Annotated in this window: 16 protein-coding genes; 6 read left to right on the top strand and 10 right to left on the bottom strand. The window is 68.7% G+C overall.

Annotated elements, in window-relative coordinates; translation table 11 throughout:
* Window positions 1–173 precede the first annotated feature (173 nt).
* Window positions 174–827 carry a hypothetical protein gene (locus IU448_RS07035; RefSeq protein ID WP_195054609.1) on the top strand — a complete coding sequence of 218 codons (654 nt, stop codon included), beginning with the start codon at window positions 174–176 and terminating at the stop codon, window positions 825–827.
* Between the two features lie 54 nt (window positions 828–881).
* Here the strand turns inward: IU448_RS07035 and IU448_RS07030 are convergent, their stop codons facing one another.
* Entirely contained in the window at window positions 882–1,967 is a 1,086-nt protein-coding gene (locus tag IU448_RS07030) for a diacylglycerol kinase (RefSeq protein WP_228812053.1), read from the bottom strand.
* Between the two features lie 9 nt (window positions 1,968–1,976).
* Window positions 1,977–2,768 (bottom strand): SDR family oxidoreductase, encoded by a 792-nt coding sequence (locus IU448_RS07025; protein ID WP_195054608.1) that lies wholly within the window; start codon window positions 2,766–2,768, stop codon window positions 1,977–1,979.
* 111 nt (window positions 2,769–2,879) lie between these two features.
* Between IU448_RS07025 and IU448_RS07020 the strand changes: the two genes are divergently transcribed.
* Window positions 2,880–3,830 carry a helix-turn-helix domain-containing protein gene (locus IU448_RS07020; RefSeq protein WP_195054607.1) on the top strand — a complete coding sequence of 317 codons (951 nt, stop codon included), beginning with the start codon at window positions 2,880–2,882 and terminating at the stop codon, window positions 3,828–3,830.
* Window positions 3,831–4,055: 225 nt separating this feature from the next.
* Here the strand turns inward: IU448_RS07020 and IU448_RS07015 are convergent, their stop codons facing one another.
* Both IU448_RS07015 and lexA read right to left on the bottom strand, forming a co-directional pair.
* Window positions 4,056–4,763 (bottom strand): histone deacetylase, encoded by a 708-nt coding sequence (locus IU448_RS07015; RefSeq protein ID WP_195054606.1) that lies wholly within the window; start codon window positions 4,761–4,763, stop codon window positions 4,056–4,058.
* Between the two features lie 170 nt (window positions 4,764–4,933).
* On the bottom strand, window positions 4,934–5,605 hold the full coding sequence (gene lexA, locus IU448_RS07010; RefSeq protein ID WP_416382974.1) for a transcriptional repressor LexA: 672 nt from the start codon (window positions 5,603–5,605) through the stop codon (window positions 4,934–4,936).
* Between the two features lie 343 nt (window positions 5,606–5,948).
* On the opposite strand from lexA, the gene IU448_RS07005 reads away from it, so the two are divergent.
* Together IU448_RS07005 and nrdR are read left to right on the top strand one after the other, a co-directional pair.
* On the top strand, window positions 5,949–6,404 hold the full coding sequence (locus IU448_RS07005) for a hypothetical protein (protein ID WP_195054604.1): 456 nt from the start codon (window positions 5,949–5,951) through the stop codon (window positions 6,402–6,404).
* 202 nt (window positions 6,405–6,606) lie between these two features.
* Window positions 6,607–7,074: a transcriptional regulator NrdR gene (gene nrdR / locus IU448_RS07000; protein ID WP_195054603.1), complete on the top strand. Its 468-nt coding sequence runs from the start codon at window positions 6,607–6,609 to the stop codon at window positions 7,072–7,074.
* A 446-nt stretch (window positions 7,075–7,520) separates the two neighbouring features.
* On the opposite strand, the gene hrpA is transcribed toward nrdR, so the two are convergent.
* Complete coding sequence (gene hrpA / locus IU448_RS06995; protein ID WP_195054602.1) at window positions 7,521–11,828, bottom strand: ATP-dependent RNA helicase HrpA; 4,308 nt, start codon at window positions 11,826–11,828, stop codon at window positions 7,521–7,523.
* 242 nt (window positions 11,829–12,070) lie between these two features.
* On the opposite strand from hrpA, the gene IU448_RS06990 reads away from it, so the two are divergent.
* On the top strand, window positions 12,071–12,694 hold the full coding sequence (locus IU448_RS06990) for a DUF5134 domain-containing protein (protein ID WP_195054601.1): 624 nt from the start codon (window positions 12,071–12,073) through the stop codon (window positions 12,692–12,694).
* 29 nt (window positions 12,695–12,723) lie between these two features.
* On the opposite strand, the gene speD is transcribed toward IU448_RS06990, so the two are convergent.
* The 3 genes from speD to IU448_RS06975 all read right to left on the bottom strand — a co-directional run bounded on the left by speD (window position 12,724) and on the right by IU448_RS06975 (window position 16,625).
* Window positions 12,724–13,089 carry an adenosylmethionine decarboxylase gene (gene speD, locus IU448_RS06985; protein ID WP_195054600.1) on the bottom strand — a complete coding sequence of 122 codons (366 nt, stop codon included), beginning with the start codon at window positions 13,087–13,089 and terminating at the stop codon, window positions 12,724–12,726.
* Window positions 13,090–13,121: 32 nt separating this feature from the next.
* Window positions 13,122–15,596 carry a DEAD/DEAH box helicase gene (locus tag IU448_RS06980; protein ID WP_416382973.1) on the bottom strand — a complete coding sequence of 825 codons (2,475 nt, stop codon included), beginning with the start codon at window positions 15,594–15,596 and terminating at the stop codon, window positions 13,122–13,124.
* Window positions 15,597–15,689: 93 nt separating this feature from the next.
* Entirely contained in the window at window positions 15,690–16,625 is a 936-nt protein-coding gene (locus IU448_RS06975) for a PAC2 family protein (protein ID WP_195054598.1), read from the bottom strand.
* Window positions 16,626–17,038: 413 nt separating this feature from the next.
* Between IU448_RS06975 and IU448_RS06970 the strand changes: the two genes are divergently transcribed.
* Window positions 17,039–18,376 carry a DUF4192 domain-containing protein gene (locus IU448_RS06970; protein WP_195054597.1) on the top strand — a complete coding sequence of 446 codons (1,338 nt, stop codon included), beginning with the start codon at window positions 17,039–17,041 and terminating at the stop codon, window positions 18,374–18,376.
* A 14-nt stretch (window positions 18,377–18,390) separates the two neighbouring features.
* Here the strand turns inward: IU448_RS06970 and galE are convergent, their stop codons facing one another.
* Together galE and IU448_RS06960 are read right to left on the bottom strand one after the other, a co-directional pair.
* Window positions 18,391–19,371 (bottom strand): UDP-glucose 4-epimerase GalE, encoded by a 981-nt coding sequence (galE, locus tag IU448_RS06965; RefSeq protein WP_195054596.1) that lies wholly within the window; start codon window positions 19,369–19,371, stop codon window positions 18,391–18,393.
* A gap of 3 nt (window positions 19,372–19,374) precedes the next feature.
* Window positions 19,375–20,061: a metal-dependent transcriptional regulator gene (locus tag IU448_RS06960; protein ID WP_195054595.1), complete on the bottom strand. Its 687-nt coding sequence runs from the start codon at window positions 20,059–20,061 to the stop codon at window positions 19,375–19,377.
* Window positions 20,062–20,096: the final 35 nt, after the last annotated feature.

Raw genomic sequence — 20,096 nt, 5'->3', positions numbered from 1 at the left:
CTCGGCGTCTTCCCCGCCCTGTCCATCCCGGTGTATGCGGGACCGGTACTCGGCGGGCTCGCGATCGGATCCGCGCCGGACCGTACGGGCAGGTGTCGGCCTAGTCGGTAATGAATTCGCTTGCGGGAGTCCGATTCCGGTACCTGTCGGTGCCGGGCCTTAGCCTCGTGCGCATGGGACTGGCAATCGGTACGCATCAGTACGCCGAAGCAGTGAAACGAAATGACGCAGAACATCTCGGCGCACTGCGGGCGGAGCTGCGGGCACTGAACGAACTGCTGGCGGAGGAGGGGCTGCCCGCCCACGAGGAACCGCAGCATTGCGGTACGTCCCCCGCACGCGATCGCACCGGCAGTGTTCCCTACAGCTTCGTCCATTATCTGCGGCGCGCCTACGCCTGCGCCCACGAGTACCCCGATCGGTCGCTGGAGCCTGTTGCTCCGGGCGACGATCCGTCCGACGACCCGGCTGTGGACGCGCTCACCTTCCTGTTCGATTCCCACCTGCTGTGCCATTCCGACTGCGAGGGGTACTACCTGCCGGTCGAGTTCGACGACATACTCTTCCCGGACGACGAACTCGGCATTCCCGGCGGGATGGTCGGGTCGAGCGTCGTACTGTTGCGCGAACTCGTCTATGTCGCACCCTATCTCGGTATCGCCCTCGACGACGAAGGTGAACTGTCCGACAACGAGATCGACCGCATATACGCCGAGCTCGGTGACGATGACGAGCACCCGTTCTACCGCGAAAGGGAGACCTGGATTCTCTTCTATGAGGCGGCGCGGATTTCGGTGGCAGAGGGCACCATGATCACCTTCTGCTGACGGCGACGGCGCACGTGGCCGGGATGCACCACGCGCGCCGCTGCCGGGTGACGATCAGGAGCGATCGGCGTTCGGCTGCCGCCCGGGGCCGGTAACCAATGGTAAATCCAAGGTGGTGCGGATCCCGGGGGCTGCCGCCACCACCGCCGGAATGGCGTTGACCACGCGCATCGCGGTGGCAACCAGCCCGGCGTGGTTGTGGTCGCCGTGATCGCTGGCCAGGCAGATATCCATGCTGTAGTGCGGTTCGCCGGTGATCTCCACCCGGTAGGAGCCGCCTTCTTGCGCCGGTTGCGGCCACTCCGGGGCGAGATCGGCGCGCAGCCTGGTGACGTGTTCGAGCACCGTCACCACCCGGTCGCCGACCATTCCGCGGACTTCGAACCGCAGTCCGGCGGTGGTACCGGCCGCGATCGCGCCCGCTGCGATCTCGAAATCCTGCGGCGCCGGGATCCTTTCATGGACTTCGATGACGCTGTCCAGTTCCACTCCGAGCCCGGCCGCCAGTTGCCGGACCACACTGCCCCAGGCCAGCGACAGCACTCCGGGCTGGAGCAGCATGGGCGTTTCGTCCACTGGTTTCCCGAAGCCCATGATGTCGAACATCACGGCCGCGTTGTCGTAGGTGGCGTAGTCGACGATCTCCATACAGCGGATCCGGTCGACCCGGCGGCAGGTCCCCGCGAGCGCCAGCGGCAGTAGGTCGTTGGCGAACCCGGGATCGATACCGTTGACGAACAGTGACGCGCCGCCCGCCGCCGCGGCCTCCTCGATGGGGCCCAACAGGTCGTTCGGCAGGACTTTCCAGGGATATTGCAGGAAAACCGGTGCGCTGGCGACAACATCGATACCCGCCGACAGGATCATCCGCAGATCTGCGAGGGCTTCCACCAGCCGGTTGTCGGTCATGGCGGTGTAGACGACGATATCGGGTTTCGTGGCGAGCAAGGCCGCCGAATCCGTGGTCGCCGATATGCCGGTCCGGAGTTCGAGGCCGGCGAGCTCACCGGCGTCGCGACCTTCCTTCGCGCTGCCGGCTACTCGAACGCCGACGAGTTCGAGCCGCGGGTCGTCGATGATTCCTGCCAGGGCGTGCTTGCCGACATTGCCGGTGCCCCAGTGCACGACGCGATAGGTCATGATGTCACCTCACAGATCGGGGATCGGCATATCGAGATTCGGGGCGATCAGTCCGCCGTCGGTTTCGATCACCTTGCCGGTGAGGTAGGCGCCGGCGGGGGAGGCCAGGAACAGGGCGGTGGCGGCGATATCCGCCGGCTCGCCGATCCGGCCCAGGGGGGTCGCCTTCTCCAGTGCCCCGCGCAGGTTGTCGTCGTCGGCGACCACCTTCAGCGACGAGGTCGCGATGGAACCCGGGGCGATGGCGTTGACCCGGATGCGGGGGCACAGATCCATCGCCGATAGCCGGGTGTAGTGCGCGAGCGCGGCTTTCGCGGTGCCGTACGCGGCGAAGGCGCGGCCCGGGAGGCGGCCCATGGTCGAGGTGATATTGATGATCGAACCGCCGTCGGCGGTATCCAGCATGATCGGCACAGCGGCCCGGATCAGGGCGTGGGCATTGGCGACGTTGAACTCGAACGCCTCCGTCATGGTGTCCGGGGAGGTGTCGAGCAGGGGCTTCGGCATGGCGCCGCCGACATTGTTCACCACGATGTCGAGCCGGCCGAACTCCGCGGCCGCGGTACCGGCCAAGGCGGCGCACGCCTCGGCATCGGAGAGGTCCGCCACCACGGGATGGGCCCGCCGGCCGAGATCGTGGATCTGCCCGGCCACCGCGTTCAGATCGCTTTCGGTGCGGGCGGCGATCACCACGTCCGCGCCGGCCTCCGCGAAGCCCAGCGCGATCGCGGCACCGAGGCCGCGGCCCGCGCCGGTGACGATGGCGACTCGGTCGTCGAGCCGGAACCTGTCCAGAATCATGGGTTCCTCCTGAAGGTCTACTACACTGATGACGAATATTCGACGAACTGATACCGAATAGTCGATGCAGTGTAGGGCTCGGACGGGCCGGCGACAAGGGAGCAGAGGAAGATGGCGGCTTCGGGATCCCCGCCCACCCGGCGGGTGGTGGCGGTGGTCGAACTGCTCGCGGAATCACCGCGGGCGCTCACCGTGTCCGAGATCGTGGAACGGCTCTCGCTGGCCCGGGCCACGGTGACGGCCGTGCTCACCGAGCTGTGCGCCGCGCAGTGGGTGACCCGCGATGCGAGCCTGGCCTACCGGCCGGGGCCGGCCTTGTCCCGGCTCGCCGGCCCGGAGGTGGTCGGAGCCGGAGGGGCTGTCGGTGCGGAACTGGCCGCGCTCGCGGAGGCGGCGGGCTGTGGGGCGACGCTGAGCCGGATCGCCGGTGATCGGCTCACCATCGTCGCGAAGCATTATGCGGGCGAGACGATCGTGCCGGGTCTCTCGGTGGGGCAGTCGGTTCCGCTGGCCTACCCGGCCGGGGCGGCGGTGATGCCGTGGCGGCCGGTGGACGAACGGGAACGGTGGCTGCGCTCGGCGACGGGACGCGAAGGTGCGCGCGATCTGCTCTATTTCGTCACCACATACGGGTTCGCCATGTTCCGGCCGAAGGACGACGACGCGGGACTGGTCGATGTTCTCACCGAACTGTTCGGCGCGCTCGGCGCCGAACTCCTGCAGCCCGCCCTGCGCGCGAAACTGCTGCGTCAGCTCTCGCGACTGACCTCACGGGCCTACACAACAGCCGATATCGCATCCCCGCAGCCTTTTCCGCTCAGCTATGTCTCTGCGCCGGTATTCCAGGGTGACGAGGTGCCCTACGAAGTTCAATTCGGTCCGCTGCGCGCGGAGGTGGGCCCGGCCGACCGGGAGCGCTATGCCCAGCTGATAAAGGTGGGAGCTCAGGCGATCTCGGTGGCGCTGGAGGCACACGAGCAAGCGAGTCCGCGGCCTGACCGGCCACCGCCGGGCCGGCCCGAGGCCCCGCCCGCCCGGTTCGGCAGAGGACATGCTCGCTGACCGGTCTCTGTCCGGCACCGGGTTGCCTCGGCCGCCGATCGATTGCGCTGGACGGTTCGTTCCGTGGACAGTGCGAATGCCGGTTCGCCTGGGCAGGGGCGCGATTGCCAGGGGCATAGCGGCCCCCGCGGGCGAGAGCAGCTGCAGCAGCCGGCCGAAATGCAGACCCGCATGTGTCCTTCCCCGCCGGCGCCGACCGCGCGGCGGCAGAACCACCCGGCCCGTTCAGTGGTCGCGAAGCAGTTCAGCGACCATGCGCGGGGTCCAATACCCCGCCGCGCCCGGGCGGGTGGCCAGATAGCCGGCCGTATCGACATCGGACCAGCCGTGCGCCGCACGCAGGCCGATCGCGATCCGGAGCAGATATGCCGGTGCCGGTGGATTACCGGGCAGGTCGCGCCAGCGCCGGTCGGCAGTGCAGGTCACGATCGGCACTCCCTCGTGAGAACCGGAACACACCAGCGTTTCGTAGCGGCCTGGACCGAACCGCGATCGGCCGGTGCGGAGCACCTCGGTGAGATCCAGATCGGAGCCGGGCGGCCGGTACATCTCCTGCGCCGCGATATCGCTGAACTGGGAACGGGTGAGCAGGTAGGCGCGAGCGGGTGTTTCGGCGGGTGTCGCGGGATCGTAGAAGGCCCGGCCGCCGGTCCAGACCGCCGATTCCGTGGCGAAATAGAGCACTCCCGGCAAGACCGTTCCGATCGACCGGGCCGGTGGCGTCCGGTCCCGGCACCCGCGAACCGGCTGCCGGCCGGAACCGCTCGTGCCCGTCTCGGCCACCGCACCATCCGGGGTGGCGCCGGTGAGGTAACAGGAGAGGCGCTCCGGGTCCGCATTCGACCCGTAGGCCGCGTACCACACCAGCTCCGGTGCGCCGGTGCCATCGGTGCCGGACCGAGAGAGCTCGGCCGAAATGCTGTTGCCGGTCATCGGATTCACCTCGTTCCGTTGCCATCGCAGCCAGAATTCCGCGTGTCCGAGCCGGCGGCCTCCCGAGTGCTTCTGCCGCGTACCGGACCTTGCCGTCCGGGCGGGAGGATTGCGCCGCTTCGCTCACATCCTTCGGGGATTCGCGGTGGTCCCCCGGCGAATATGGGCGCTCAGATCTTGCGGATCACCGTGACGACCTTGCCGAGAATGCGCGCGTCGTTACCCGGGATCGGCTCGAACAGTGGATTGTGCGGCATCAGCCAGACGTCCGCACCGCTGCGTTTGAAGGTTTTGACCGTGGCCTCGCCGTCGAGCATCGCGGCGACGATATCGCCGTTGTCGGCCACGTTCTGCTGGCGCACCACCACCCAGTCACCGTCGCAGATCGCGGCGTCGACCATGGATTCACCGACCACCTTCAGCAGGAACAGCGAGCCGTCGCCGACCAGTTCGCGGGGCAGCGGGAAGACATCTTCCACCGCCTGCTCGGCCAGGATCGGACCACCGGCGGCGATCCGCCCGAGCACCGGTACATAGGTGGGGATGGGCTGATCGGTGCTGCTGTCCTCGGTGGCCGGGACCGCGCCGGCGGCCACCGAGGGATCGGCGGGTGCCAGGGTGGTGACCGAACGGACGGCTTCGTCCATACCGCGGACATCGACGGCGCGCGGGCGGTTGGGGTCGCGGCGCAGATACCCCTTGCGTTCCAGGGTGCGCAGCTGGTGGGCGACCGAGGAGGTGGAGTTCAGCCCCACCGCGTCGCCGATCTCGCGGATGCTGGGCGGGTAGCCACGCAGGCTCACCGAAGAACGGATCACGTCGAGCACTTTGCGCTGACGCACGGTGAGATCCGCCCCGGTCGTCGCCGGTTCGGGGCCGGTGCCGGTCTCGGCCCCGCCACCCGTGTCGTCTGATTGGCTCACCACAACCGCCCTTTCTCGTCGGTCTTCGCTTCCGGTGGATCCGCGCCCGGCGGGCAGATCCGCTCCGGACGTGCCCGAAGTTCATACCGTGCAGTGAATCTAGTCCGACCGCTGCGATCTATCAAACATCTGTTCGAGGTATGTCCGGCGTTGCTACTGACATCATCCCCCTTGGCGTGGTAGAAATCGAACATCAGTTCGTCGAACATATGATCGAATACCGTCCGAGGTTCCGCGAGCGACCAGCACGGAGGTCCATCCGATGAACACTGCGATCAGCGTGACCCGCACCGGTGCGTGGGAAGACACCAGCACCCGAGCGGCACTCGTTCCGATCCCGCCGCCGGTGGCCGGAACGCGCCGTTCGGATGCGGGTGGTTCGCCGGTGCGGAGCGCGCCTCCCGGGCGCGTGTCCGGGCCCTGTGCCGCGGTCGCGCGGCCGGGCGGACGGCTCGCCGGCTGCCCGCCCACCGCCCTGCGAACGGATCCGGGCGGACGGGGCCGGGTCGTCGCGCCCGAACCCGCCGAACTCGTCCAGCGCGCCCGGGCCGGGTTCGCGGCGACGGCAGTGACGGCCGTCCTCACCGCGGCCGTGGTGACCGGTTTCCTCGCGCTCGCGCACCTACGCGCTCCCGAGCCGCTGCCGGCCCCGGAACCGCCCGGAAATCCGGCCGTGGCAGTGCCCGCGGTGCCCGGTGACGCGCCCGGATCCCGGTAGGCCGTGTACCCGTCCGCGCGCCGTCCCGGGGTGAGCGAAAGCGCGGTACACCTCGTGCCGGTATTCTCGATGTGTTACGCAGACGAGCCGGTGCCGGTCACCGGCTCTCCCGGTGCCGGGCAGCCACCCGGTGCCAGCGCTCGCCGGACCCGCGACCGCCGCCGGTTCGGCCGCGAGCGTTCGCAGCGACGAAGGACCCCGGATGCACTGCCCGTACTGCCGACACCCCGACTCGCGGGTCGTCGACTCGCGACTGGCCGACGAGGGCGCCGCCATTCGCCGCAGACGCGCATGCCCGGAATGCGGTCGCCGCTTCACCACTGTGGAAACGGCGATTCTCTCCGTGGTCAAACGCAGCGGGGTCACCGAACCCTTCAGCCGGGAAAAGGTGATTCGCGGGGTGCGCCGTGCCTGTCAGGGCCGGGAAGTCGACGACGACGCACTGAACCTGCTCGCCCAGCAGGTGGAGGACGCGGTCCGGGCCAAGGGGTCGCCCGAGGTGCCGAGCCATGAGGTCGGCCTGGCGATACTCGGGCCGCTACGCGAACTGGACGAGGTGGCGTATCTGCGTTTCGCCTCGGTGTATCGATCGTTCACCTCGGCCGATGATTTCGAACGCGAGATCCGGGAGATACGCCGGGCGCGAGCGGCGGTCGCCACCAGCGACTGATCGCGGTCCGAGCCGCGACGATCGCCGGGCCACTCGTTCGATCCGTTGAGCGCACCGGATGTGCGGCAGCATCCGCCCTGGAACGGGAGCGCAGTGCTTCGTGCGGCGGGACTGCCCGCCACATCGTCCGACATCAGCGCCCAGGTCGAAGATCTCGTTCCCTGCCGGAGAAAACCCGGCTCGCCCGGCTCCGGTGTCGGACCGACCGAATAGCCGCCTGCGCCGATTGGCCGTGTGATCACGCGGGCGCAGTGGCTGTCGATCGCGGACCTCGATCCGGTCGCTGTAGCTATCGGTCTGCGATCCGCCGCACGTTCCCGGCGCGGGAAGCGGCCGCGCGCCGGGCGATCGGCGAGGCCCCGGGTGGCGGTTCATCGGCGCGCGCAGGTAGGCAGCGCCGGTGGATCATGGCCGTCGGTCGTCGTCCCGGGCGGCGGTGATCGTTCTCAGCGCCGGAAGGCGTCTGCTGCCTTCTGTATCCGCTTCACCGATACCGGATACGGCGTGCCGAGTTTCTGTGCAAACAGGCTCACCCGCAATTCCTGGATCATCCACCAGATTTCGGCGACCTCGGGTGTGTGCCGTCGCGATTCCGGCAGGCCGGCGATCAGCCGATCGTAGACCGCGGCCGCCGCATCGACGTCGGCCATGGCCCGGCGGTCGCGATCGGCCGAACCGGGTAGTGCCGCGAGCCGGGCGGCAGCGCCCCGGAGATAGCGGGGGAGTTCGCGCAACCGGGCCGGACCCCACTCCGCGACGAAACCGTCGAATACCAGTTCCGCCAGCTGTTCTCGCACATCGGTGGCGATATCGGCTTCCCGTACCCCGGGCAGGGTGGCCGAAACCTCGTGCGCCGCGGCGAGTACCGGCACCACCAGGCGGACGATCCGGGCGACCACCTCGTTGAATTTCGGCCGGATCGCCGCAACGAGCCGATCGAATCGTTCCGGCTCGCGTACCGGTCCACCGGCGGCCGCGATGAGTTGATCGGCGGCCGCGCGCCGGCAATCCTCGACCAGCGCGTCCACCGAACCGTACGGATTCTGGCTGAGCACCAATCGGTCCGCCGGGGAGAGCCCGGCGGTCACCGCACGGGGCGAAGTCGGGATCGCGGCCAGCACCAGTGCCCGGGTTCCGGCGCGCATGGCCCGAGCCTGTTCGGCCGGTGTCTTCAGAACCCGCACCGCGACGCCGCCGGCTTCCGGCACCAGCGCCGGATAACCGGTGACCGGCTGACCGGCGACCTCCCGGCGCACCGTCGCCGGCAGCGTGCCCAGCGATTCCGAGGTCCATACGGTGGCGGCGGACCGTTCGGCGCCGGCCGTTGCCGCCGCCACCGATGCCGACACCTGGTCGGACAGCCGGGTTCTGAGCTCGGCCAGGCTTTTGCTGGTATCCAGGACCCGGCCGTCGGTGTCGACGGCGGCGAAGGTCATGCGCAGATGGCCGGGGAGCGCGGCGGGGTTCAGATCGGCGGCGGCAATGGGGATGCCCGCCAGCCGGGTGAGTTCCCGGGCCAGTCCGGTGCGTAACGGTTCGGCGCGGGCGGTGAGCGCGGTGAGTGCGGCGGTGGCGAAATCCGGCGCGGGCACCACTGTCCGCCGGAGCTGTTTGGGCAGGGTTTTGATGAGCGCCGCGGCCAGTTCCGTCCGCATACCCGGCACCAGCCAGTCGAACCCGACGGCCCGGACATGGGCCAGCTGCGCCACCGGGATCCGCACCGTCACACCGTCGTCGGCCTGTCCCGGCTCGAACTGGTAGGTCAGCGGGAACGACAGTTCCCCTTGACGCCAGGTGTCCGGGAATGCCGCCGGGTCGAGCCGGTCGGCGCCCTCGTTGACCACGGCGTCGGTGGTGAAGTCGAGTTGGTGCGGGTCGCGGCGCCGCGCGGATTTCCACCAGGTGTCGAAATGCCGGACCGAGACGATATCGGCCGGTATCCGCTGATCGTAGAAATCGAACAGCACCTCGTCGTCGACCAGGATGTCTCGGCGCCGGGCCCGGTGCTCCAGATCGGCGATATCGTCGAGCAGGGCGCGGTTGCGGTGGAAGAACTCGTGCCGGGTCTGCCATTCTCCTTGGACGAGGGCGTGGCGCAGGAACAGTTCCCGGGTGGTTTCGGGATCGATCCGGCCGTAGTCGACGAGCCGGCCGGTGACCAGCGGTACCCCGTAGAGCGTCACTCGTTCATAGGCGCGGGCGGTGCCTCGCCGCGACGACCAGTGCGGTTCGGAATAGTGGCGTTTCACCAGGTCTCCGGCGAGCCGCTCGGCCCATTCGGGTTCGATCCGGGCCGCCATCCGGCCCCACAACCGGGAGGTTTCCACCAGTTCCGCCGCCATCACCCAGCGCGGCGGCTTCTTGGCCAGACCCGACCCCGGGAAGATCATGAACTTGGCATTGCGCGCGCCCAGGAACTCACGGGATTCGGCCTCGCGGACACCGATATGCGAGAGCATGCCCGAGAGCAGTGCCTGATGGATCGCCGTCGAATCCCACGGGTCGGTATCGGATGTCATCTCGTCGAGCGTCCGCGGACCGGACGGGACCGGTCGGGCGGTGCCGATATTGCGGCCGTCCGAAGCGCGCTCCGGCTTGCGGGGGTTGCGACGCCGCCGGGAATCCCCGCTCCGGTCGGAGCTTTCCCCTGACAGGGTGCGCTGCGGCGGCGCGGTGTCGGCCGAGTCGTCGTGCAGCGACCAGCCCATGCCTTTGGTGATGGTCCGCAACTGGCCGTAGAGATCCTGCCATTCCCGGATTCGTAGATAGTGCAGGAACTCCTCTCGGCACATCCGCCGGAACCGGTTCGCGGACAGGGCGCGCCGCTGGCCGTTCAGATACTCCCAGAGCCGCAGATAAGCCAGGAAGTCCGAGTTCGGCACACCGAACCGGGCGTGGGCGGTATCGGCGGCCTGCTGCTGATCGGCGGGCCGTTCGCGCACGTCCTGGATCGACAGCGCCGCCACGATCACCAGCACATCGGCCAGGCAGCCGGTGCGGTGCGCCTCGACCAGCATTCGGCCCATCCGGGGATCCACCGGCAGCCGGGCCATCTCTCGTCCGGTCGCGGTGAGCGTATGCCCCGACGCCGAACCGGCGGGGCGGTGGCCGCGACGGGAACCTGCGGAATCGGCTTCCGGAGCGGCCTCGACCGGGTTCTGCTGCGCGGCGAGTTCGGTAGCGGACCCGGATTCGGCGCCCGAGTGGCCGGCGGGGTCCGGATCCTGCGATTCGGTGGCGCCCGGTCCGTTCCCGGCGCGCGGGGCCGGACTGCCGGTCGGTCCCGCGGCCCGCGGTTCCGCGGTCCGGCGGACCAGGGCGCCGAGTTCCTCGAGCAGCGCGACACCGTCACGGACCGCCCTGCTGTCGGGCGCCTCGACGAACGGGAACCGTTCGATATCGCCGAGACCCAGCGAGGTCATCTGCAGGATGACCGCGGCGAGATTGGTCCGCAGGATTTCCGGATCCGTGAACGCCGGGCGCGCCTCGAAATCGTCCTCGGAGTACAGGCGGATGCAGATACCGTCGGCCACGCGGCCGCACCGGCCCGACCGCTGCCGCGCCGAAGCCTGGGAAATCGGTTCGATCGGCAGCCGCTGTACCTTGGTCCGCATCGAGTACCGGGAGATCCGAGCGGTACCCGGGTCGACGACGTAGCGAATCCCGGGAACCGTCAACGACGTCTCGGCGACATTCGTCGCCAGAACCACCCGGCGTCCGGTATGCGGTGCGAACACCCGGTGCTGTTCGGCGGCCGACAGCCGCGCGTACAGCGGCAGGATCTCGGTGCGGGGGAGTTTGAGATCGGCGAGGGCGTCGGCGGTATCACGGATCTCCCGTTCGCCGGACAGGAAGACCAGCACATCGCCGTCGCCCGCGGCGAACAGTTCGACCACGGCATCGCAGATGGCGTCGACCGGGTCGCGGTCCACCGCCCGATCCTCGTCGTCCTCGGTATCCGCCGCGACCGGCAGCGCCAGCGGGCGGTACCGGACCTCGACGGGATACGACCGGCCCGATACCTCGACGATCGGTGCCGGATCACCCGCTTCGTCCGCGAAATGCCGGGCGAACAGCTCCGGATCGATGGTGGCCGAGGTGATGACGATCTTCAGGTCCGGCCGCCGCGGCAGCAGTTGCTTGAGGTATCCGAGCAGGAAGTCGATATTGAGGCTGCGCTCGTGGGCCTCATCGATGATGATCGTGTCGTAGGCGCGCAGCATACGGTCGCGCTGGATCTCCGCCAGCAGGATTCCGTCGGTCATCAGTTTGACCAGTGTGTGCTCGGCCGCCTGGTCGGTGAAACGCACCGTGTAGCCGACCGCGTCACCCAGTTCGGTGCCCAGCTCCGTGGCGATCCGCTCCGCGACCGTGCGGGCCGCCAGCCGGCGCGGCTGCGTGTGCCCGATCGCCCCGCGGATACCCCGGCCGAGCTCGAGGCAGATCTTCGGAATCTGCGTGGTCTTCCCGGACCCGGTCTCCCCGGCGACGACAACCACCTGGTTGGCGGCGATGGCGGCGGCGATATCGTCGCGCCGTGCCGTCACCGGCAGTTGCTCCGGGTAGCTGATCTCGGGTAGCGCCGCACGCCGCGCGGCGACGCGTTGTTCGGCGGCGCCGATCTGGGATTCGATCCCGGTGAGATCGCCGCCGCGTACCCGGTCGAGCTGTTTGCGCAGCCGGTGTTCGTCGCGGAGGGTGAGTGAGGCCAACCGGGTACGAAGGTCCCGGTGAGTGACTGCGGTCCTGGTCATTGCGACAACCAGCGTAACGAAACCCCGGTCGGCCGGCCGCGGCGGTCGCGCGTCGTCTCGCTGTCGACGTCAGGGCTCGCCGCGCCACCGCGTCAGGCGCGAACCGGGACACCTCGCAACGCCGGCGACCGAGCCCGGTTGCGCTACGGCGTCAGTGGCTGTCGGGATCGAAGCCGTGTCCTGACCGGCGATGCCGTGCGACCATGTCCGAGGGTGCTTCCTTCGGTGAAAGGCTATGCGGCATGGGAGAATTGGTACTCGACCAGGCGGCGGTACGGGTCTGTGCCGCGCTGGCATTCACCCTTGCGGCCGCGATTGTGCTCGCCCGGTTGATGCCGCGGCCGGCGCGCGCCGGGCAGCGGGCCCCGGTCGGCGCGGGCTGCGACACCGTGCAGGGCGACCACGAATCCGATGCGGCGCATCTGCTGATGTGCGCTGTGATGTCGATCATGGTTCTGTTCCCGACCCGGGTTCACGCCCATGCGCTGCACGGTGTGCTGCTCGCGATGACGCTGGTCTTCGGCCTGCTGGCGGCCGCCCGGATCGTCCGGAACCGCTCACCACGCCCGGGGCAGGCCGGTGCGCTCGGTTATCACCTGGTCGCGGCCGGTGTGATGCTGGCGACCATGTCGGGACATTCCGCCGGTGGTCACGGTGGTGGACCGGGGACTGTGCAGATGACGATTCTCGCGTTGCTGTTCCTGGCCGATGCCGTCGCGGTATCCGTGGCAGCGCGGCGCGGGCGCCGTCTGTGGTGGGCCGGGCATACCGCCGCGCCGGGGCACAGAGCACCGCTCGGCGTGCTCCCACACGTGATCATGGATCTCGGGATGGCCTACATGCTCGCTGCCGCTGTATTCGGCTGAGCGCGAGCCGGCACGCCGATGCGGCGCTGTCAGCCGCCGGACGCCCGGCCGCGCCGCACAGTCGAGATCCGCACCCGCCGCGGTGCCAATGCCGTGCGCAGGTGCTCGGCGACGGCTTCGGCGCTGTCGGCGGAGGTACCGCAGGTGAAGACGTCGACGAAGATGTCACCGGTTTCCGGATAGGTGTGCAGGGAGGCGTGCGATTCGGCGAGCAGCGCGAGCACGGTGACCCCGTGCGGTTCGAACTGTTTGCTCACCATTTCGCAGATGGTGACGCCCGCGGTGGTCAGCGCCGCCCGTAACGCCGCCGTGAGCCGGTCACCGTCGTCGCACAGCGCACTGTCGACCCCGCCGAACTCGGCCAGCACATGCCGGCCGGTGAATTCCGCCGTCACGACCCTTCGACCTCACTCATTCGCCTCGGCGATCACCCGGACACCACCGTGACCTCGTCGAACACCACATCGCCCGCAGCATCGGATTCGGCCAGATCGACGGTGGCGAGAATCGCCCAGCCGTGATCGCCGGCCGGGTCGTCGATGATCTGCCGTACCTGCCAGAAACCCGGCCGCGCCTCGACCCGGAAGAGCTGCGGACCGCGGGCGTCCGGACCGGTGCCGATACCGTCGTACTCCGCGAAATAGGGCTCGAGGTCGGTGGACCAGTCCGGGCCGGGAGAAAGCTCCGCCAGTTCGGCCCAGCGGCGGCGGGCCGCCAGTTCGACCCGGCGGAACATCGCGTTGCGCACCATCACCTTGAAAGCCCGTTCGTTCGCCGTGATGGGACGTACGGTTTCGGCGCCGAACGCGAGCTGTTCGGCATCGGTTTCGGCGCCTGCGCCGGTCAACTGCTCCCATTCGTCGAGCAGGCTCGAATCGACCTGCCGGACCAGCTCGCCGAGCCATTCGGTGAGATCGTCCAATTCCTCGGTCCGGGCCGACTCCGGAACGGTACGCCGCAGCGCCCGGTAGGCGTCGGCGAGATACCGCAGGACAACGCCTTCCGACCGGGCCAGCTCGTAATAGGAGATCAACTCGGTGAAGGTCATCGCCCGCTCGACCATATCGCGGACCACCGATTTCGGTGACGGCGCGAACTCCGACAGCCAGGGATGTCCCGCCCGGTAGGTCTCGTAGGCGGCCTCGATCAGTTCCGCCAGCGGTTTCGGCCAGGTGATCTCCTCGAGCAGTTCCATCCGCTCGTCGTAGTCGATTCCCTCGGCCTTCATCTCGGCCACCGCCTCGCCGCGGGCCTTGTGCTGCTGGGCCATCAGCAGTTGGCGTGGATCCTCCAGCGTGGCCTCGACGAGCGACACCATATCCAGCGCATAGGTCGGCGTATCCCGGTCCAGGAGTTCGAACGCCGCCAGGGCGAACGGCGACAGCGGCTGGTCCAAGGCGAAATCGCGCTGCAGGTCCACGGTGAGACGGGCGTATCTGCCCTGCTCGTCGGGTTCGGGGAGTTGTTGCACCACGCCGGCATCACGAAGCGCCCGATACAACCGCACGGCTCGCAGAATATGCCGCCGCTGGGCCGGTCGCGGCTCGTGATTGTCCTCCAGCAGATGGCGCATCGCTTCGAAACAGTTGCCCGGGCGGGAGATCACGTTGAGCAGCATGGCGTTGGTCACCGCGAACCGCGACACCATCGGTTCGGGAGGGGCGGCGACCAGACGCTGGAACGTTTCCTCGCTCCACGATACGAAACCCTCGGGCGGTTTGCGGCGCTGCACTTTGCGCATCTTCTTCGGATCGTTGCCGGCTTTCGCGAGCAGCCGGGCATTCTCGACCTCGTGCTCGGGCGCCTGCACCACCACGGTGCCCATCGTGTCGAAACCCGCCCGCCCGGCGCGGCCGGCGATCTGATGGAATTCGCGGGCCTTGAGCCGCCGGGTCCGCACACCGTCGAATTTGGTGAGCCCGGTCAGCAATACCGTGCGGATCGGTACGTTGATGCCCACACCGAGAGTGTCGGTACCGCAGACGACTTTCAGCAGTCCGTCCTGCGCGAGACGTTCGACCAACCGCCGGTATTTCGGCAGCATCCCCGCATGGTGCACGCCGATTCCGTGCCGGATCAGCCGCGACAGCGTGCGGCCGAAACCGGACGAGAACCGGAACTCGCCGAGAGCTTCGGCGATCGCGTCCTTCTCGGCCCGGCTGGCGAAGTTCGCGCTGGTGAGTGCCTGCGCCCGCTCCAGTGCGGCGGCCTGGGTGAAATGGACGACGTACACCGGTGCCTGATGAGTGGTCACCAGCTCGGTGAGGGTTTCGGTGATCGGTGTCCGGGCATAGGAGAAGCTCAGCGGCACCGGGCGTTCCGTACCGGCCACCACCGCGGCACTGCGTCCGGTGCGCCGCTCTAGATCGGCCGCGAAGAAATCGACCTCTCCCAGCGTCGCGGACATCAACAGAAACTGCGCGTGCGGTAGTTCGAGCAGCGGCACCTGCCAGGCCCAGCCGCGGTCGGGGTCGGCGTAGAAATGGAATTCGTCCATCACCACCTGGCCGATATCGGCGGTCGCGCCCTCGCGCAGCGCGAGGTTGGCCAGGATTTCGGCAGTGGCGCAGATGATCGGCGCGGTCGGGTTGACCGCCGCATCGCCGGTGACCATACCCACCCGTTCGGCGCCGAACACCTCGCACAGTGCGAAAAACTTCTCGCTCACCAGCGCCTTGATCGGCGCGGTGTAGTAAGTACGCCGGCCTGCCGTGAGGGCGAACAGATGCGCACCGACCGCGACCAGCGATTTCCCCGAACCGGTCGGGGTGGCGAGGATGACGTGGGAGCCGGATGCCAGTTCCATCAGCGCCTCGTCCTGCGCCGGATACAACGGGGTGCCCTGATCGGCTGCCCATATCGCGAACGACTCGTACAGCGCGTCGGCGTCGGTTCCCGGTATCTCGAGCAGTTCGGTCAGATCCACCCGGGACACCCTACGTCGTGCCCGGGCCCGATCACCGGCACGGTGGGCGTGTGCCGGTGATCGGCGCGCTCAGTTCGGCTCGTCGTCGGAGTAGCCGCCCTGTTCGGCGAGGAAGCGTTCGAACTCGGCACCCAGTTCCTCCCCGCTGGGCAGCTCGCCCTCACCGACCAGCAGACTGGACTGGCGTTCCTGGGCGGTGACGAAGGTGTCGTACTGGCGTTCCAGCGCCTGGACGACCGTCTCCACCTCGGCGTTGCCGGCGATATGCTCGTTGACCTGTTCGCGGACCTGTGCGGCGGCCTCGCCGAGCGCCGCCAGCGGGAATTGCAGCCCGGAGTTCTCGCCGAGATGTTCGAGCAGCGTCTGCGCGGCCTCCGGATAGGAGGTCTGCGCGAGGTAGTGCGGGACGTGCACCGAGAAACCCAGCGATTCGTGGCCGTGCTGGGCCATCCGGTACTCCAAGAGAGTGGAGGCGCTGGCGGGGACCTGCAGTTCACCGGGCCAACGCTGGTTTTCCGGGATGAGATCGCGGTTCGAGGAATGCGCCGTCACGCCCAGCGGACGGGTGTGTGGAATCGCCATCGGGATGGCGCTGAGGCCGATACTGCGGCGCACCCCGAGCTGTTCGGCGAGCAGCCGCACCGCGGTGGTGAACTTCTCCCAGCGCAGGTCGGGTTCCATCCCGGCGAGGAGCAGGAACGGCGTACCCGCGGTATCGCGCACGGCCCACAGATTCAGTTCGGGTTCGGCGTAGTCGGCGAAATGATCCGTTTTGAAGGTCATGAGCGGGCGCCGCGACCGGTAGTCGAGCAGTTCGTCGACGTCGAACGACGCGACCAGTTCGCTTTCCAGGCTCTCCCGCAGATGGGTCGTGGCGAGCCGGACGGCGTGGCCGGCGTCGGAGTAACCCTCGAGGCCGTGCACCAGAACCGGCCCCGAGCCGTCGTCCGACGACAGCTGCGGAGCGGGGAACTCCAGTTCGTACATTCGCGACTCGTAGTCCATCGCGTACTCCTTCCTGCGCGATCCGTCGGCGGGGCCGGTCGAGCTACTCCTGGTATCCGCTGCCGCGCCGCGAGCCGCGAATCACACTTCATTGTCCCCCATGACGATGAACGGCCACACGGGGCCGTACATCGGCTCTCTGCGGTGACAACAGTGGCCGCCGCCGGTGAATTCCCGGCCCCGAGCGGCCTCGATGCCGGACCGGGCGGCGCGCGGCCGGTGAACGAAGGGAGTGTGGCACAGCCTTCGCGTGGATGTCCCGTTTTCGGCTGCGATGGCCCTCTGCGTCTTCGCACCCGGCCTCGCACGGTGAATCCGTGCATAACCCGGAGTTATCCACAGACTTGTCTTTCTGGGGCATCCTCCCAGCTCACGACGACGAGTTCCGAAGACCCCCGCCGCATGATCGGCCCATGACACCCGCAGCGACCTCCGTCTCCCGACCTCCTGCCGGCCCGCACCGTGCGCCCGATCACCCGGATCCGGCCCTCGCGCGCCGTGTGGCCGCCGCAACCGGCGCCGACGGCCCCTGCCCGACCGCCCGGGCACTGACCGCCCCGGCGCACGCACCCGCCGTGATACCCGTCCGGTCCGACGGCAAACCGGCAGGTTCGGCCCTGCTTCGCTGTGCCGAGGGAGCGCCGGGCGAATACGACCGGCTCACCCGGCCCCGCCCGGCGCGACTCGACGATCCGGGTGATCTCATCGCGGCGATTCCCGCCATGCTCGGTTTCCGCCCCGAACGTTCGCTGGTGCTGGCTGTGCTGTGTGCCGCGCCCGGCGCCCCGGACAGCGCCGTCATCGATCTCGTCGTCCGGTTCGACCTGTGGCAGCCCACCACCGGGCGGCCGTCCGACGAGGGCACCGTCGCCGCGGCGGCATCACGGGTATGCGCCCGGCCGGATGTGAGAGGGGTCCTCGTCGTCCTCGTCGACGAGGGGCTGCCGGATCCGCAAGGCACGTCACCGTGCCCGGTGCCGGTCCTCACCGCACTGGAGCGCCGGTTGGCGGCGGCGGCCGTGCCGGTGCGGGCCGTATGGGCGGCCCACTCGATCAGCGGCGGCCGACCCTGGTGGAGTCTCACCGATCCGGGCCGCCGCGGCCTCATCGCCGATCCGGTGGCCTCCCGGGTGACGTTGAATCGAGTTCTGGACGGCCGGCCGATCCGGCGCTGCAGAGGCGAACTCACCGAATTGATCGCGCCGGATCCGACCCTGTGCGCCGAGGTTTCGGCCGAACTCGGAATGGCGCAGGACCGGGCCAAGGAGCGGTACGCCGCCGCGGCCCGGCGTGAGGATCCGATCGGATTCCTGCGCGGTGAACTCATCACCGTGCTCTGGCTGATTTCGAACAGCGAATCCGATGCCGATCTCGCCGTCCGCGAACTCGCCGATATCGCCGTGGCGCTGCGCGATCGGGAACTGAGGGACTGCATGTTCGCGCTGGCCACGACCGCGCACGCCGACGCCGCCGAGCGGGTGTGGTCCAGGCTGGCGCGTGCGCTCGACGGTGCGGACCGTGCCGAAACGGCTATGCTGCTGGGTTATTTCGCCTATGTCCGCGGTGACGGTCCCTTCGCCGGGATCGCCTTGGACGCCGCCCTCGACGCGGACCCGCACCACTCCATGGCCGCCCTGCTGCACACCGCGCTGGAGGCCGGGATGCGCCCGGAGCGCCTCCGCGACCTGGCGCGGTGCGGCAGGGATTGCGCCGCCACTCTCGGCGTCGATATGGAAGCCGCGCAGTGGTGACCGCAGGACCGGAGTCAGCGGGCGCTGTGCGCGCGCGAGCCGAGACCCTGCAGATAGGTCCACGCGGCGGAAACGATCTCGTCGAGATCGTTGTGCTCGGGTCGCCAGCCGAGTTCGTCGACCGCGCGATTGCTGGAGGCGATGAGCACCGCCGGGTCGCCCGCGCGGCGCGGCGCGTCGACCGCGGTGATCGGGCGGCCGGTGACCCGCCGGCACGCCGAAATCACCTCGCGCACAGAAAATCCGGTACCGCTTCCCAGATTGAACACCCGATGGGTGCCCGCGGTCGCGGATTCCAGTGCGAGCAGATGCGCCTGCGCCAGATCCAGGATGTGGATGTAATCGCGCACCGCGGTCCCGTCCGGCGTGGGCCAATCGGTGCCGAACACCGAAATGGAATCCCGGTGGCCCGCGGCGACCTGCAACACCAGCGGGATCAGATGGGTTTCCACCACCCGGTTCTCGCCGAGGCCGCCGTAGGCGCCGGCCACGTTGAAATAGCGCAGACTGGTGGCGGCCAGGCCGTGGGCCACCGAATAGGACGTGATCGCGTGATCGATGGCCAGTTTCGACGCACCGTAGGGATTGGTGGGCCGGGCGGGCGCATCCTCGGTGATCGGAACCTGCTCCGGTTCGCCGTATACGGCCGCGGTCGAGGAGAACACCAGCCGCGGAGTTCCGGTCTCCCGGATGGCCTCCAGCAGCGTAAGGGTTTTCACGACATTGCCGTGCCAGTACTTCTCCGGCTGCTGGACCGATTCACCGACCAGCGATTGCGCCGCGAAATGCAGCACACCGTCGAACCGCCGCGCGCGCAGCAGATCCGGTGCGGCCTCGGCCACGTCGCCTTCGACGAATTCGACGCCCGCCGGTACCCCGTCCGCGTTACCGGTCGACAGATCGTCCACGACGACCACGTCGTGACCCTGCTCCCGCAGGACGAGCGCGCATACGCCACCCACATAACCGGCACCGCCGGTGACCAGGAGTTCCACGGATCAGACCAGCTTCACCTGGACGGCGTGGGCCATTTCATCGGGAAGCTCGAAACCCGCGTGCCCCGGAACAGTGATCACCACGGCCCCCGGTTTGCTTTCGACCGTCACGCGCGCATCGGGCACGACACCGGCCTCCCGCAACCGGCCGATCACTTCCGGGTCGGTCTGGATATGTTCGGCCAGCCGACGTACCACCACGGCATGCGTCTGCCCCTGCGGAAGCTCGGAAAGCCGCTTGAGTGGTTCCTCGAGCAGGTCGGCGGCGTTGATACCGAGTTCGTCCAGGCCGGGGATGGGGTTGCCGTACGGGGAGGTGGTGGGGTGGTTGAGCACCTCCACCAGCCGCCGTTCGACGTCCTCGCTCATCACATGTTCCCAGCGGCAGGCCTCGGCGTGGACGTTCTGCCAGTCCAAGCCGATGATATCGACCAGCAACCGCTCGGCCAGCCGGTGTTTACGCATCACGGCGACCGCCATGCTCCGCCCTTTGTCGGTCAGCTCGAGATGCCGATCACCCGCAACCAGGAGCAGCCCGTCGCGCTCCATCCGCGCTACGGTCTGACTCACCGTCGGTCCGCTCTGCTCGAGGCGCTCCGCGATCCGGGCGCGCAGGGGTACTACGCCCTCCTCCTCGAGGTCGTAGATGGTACGGAGATACATCTCCGTGGTGTCGACCAGATCCTTCACTTTTGCCCCTTCGTCGGCACAAATTCTACCTGCGC

The sequence above is a fragment of the Nocardia flavorosea genome (assembly GCF_015477805.1).
Lineage (GTDB): Bacteria > Actinomycetota > Actinomycetes > Mycobacteriales > Mycobacteriaceae > Nocardia > Nocardia flavorosea_A.
Note: the sequence above shows the minus strand (reverse complement) of the source record. Positions and strands in the feature narration are given on the sequence as shown.

What these genes read in the sequence shown, in the direction of transcription:
- IU448_RS07030 (WP_228812053.1), bottom strand. Translation starts at nt 1,967, where the DNA reads ATGACCTATCGCGTCGTGCACTGGGGCACCGGCAATGTCGGCAAGCAC.
- nrdR (WP_195054603.1), top strand. Translation starts at nt 6,607, where the DNA reads ATGCACTGCCCGTACTGCCGACACCCCGACTCGCGGGTCGTCGACTCG.
- IU448_RS07020 (WP_195054607.1), top strand. Translation starts at nt 2,880, where the DNA reads ATGGCGGCTTCGGGATCCCCGCCCACCCGGCGGGTGGTGGCGGTGGTC.
- IU448_RS07025 (WP_195054608.1), bottom strand. Translation starts at nt 2,768, where the DNA reads ATGATTCTGGACAGGTTCCGGCTCGACGACCGAGTCGCCATCGTCACC.
- IU448_RS07005 (WP_195054604.1), top strand. Translation starts at nt 5,949, where the DNA reads ATGAACACTGCGATCAGCGTGACCCGCACCGGTGCGTGGGAAGACACC.
- IU448_RS07035 (WP_195054609.1), top strand. Translation starts at nt 174, where the DNA reads ATGGGACTGGCAATCGGTACGCATCAGTACGCCGAAGCAGTGAAACGA.
- IU448_RS07015 (WP_195054606.1), bottom strand. Translation starts at nt 4,763, where the DNA reads ATGACCGGCAACAGCATTTCGGCCGAGCTCTCTCGGTCCGGCACCGAT.
- hrpA (WP_195054602.1), bottom strand. Translation starts at nt 11,828, where the DNA reads ATGACCAGGACCGCAGTCACTCACCGGGACCTTCGTACCCGGTTGGCC.
- IU448_RS06990 (WP_195054601.1), top strand. Translation starts at nt 12,071, where the DNA reads ATGGGAGAATTGGTACTCGACCAGGCGGCGGTACGGGTCTGTGCCGCG.
- IU448_RS06975 (WP_195054598.1), bottom strand. Translation starts at nt 16,625, where the DNA reads ATGGACTACGAGTCGCGAATGTACGAACTGGAGTTCCCCGCTCCGCAG.
- IU448_RS06970 (WP_195054597.1), top strand. Translation starts at nt 17,039, where the DNA reads ATGACACCCGCAGCGACCTCCGTCTCCCGACCTCCTGCCGGCCCGCAC.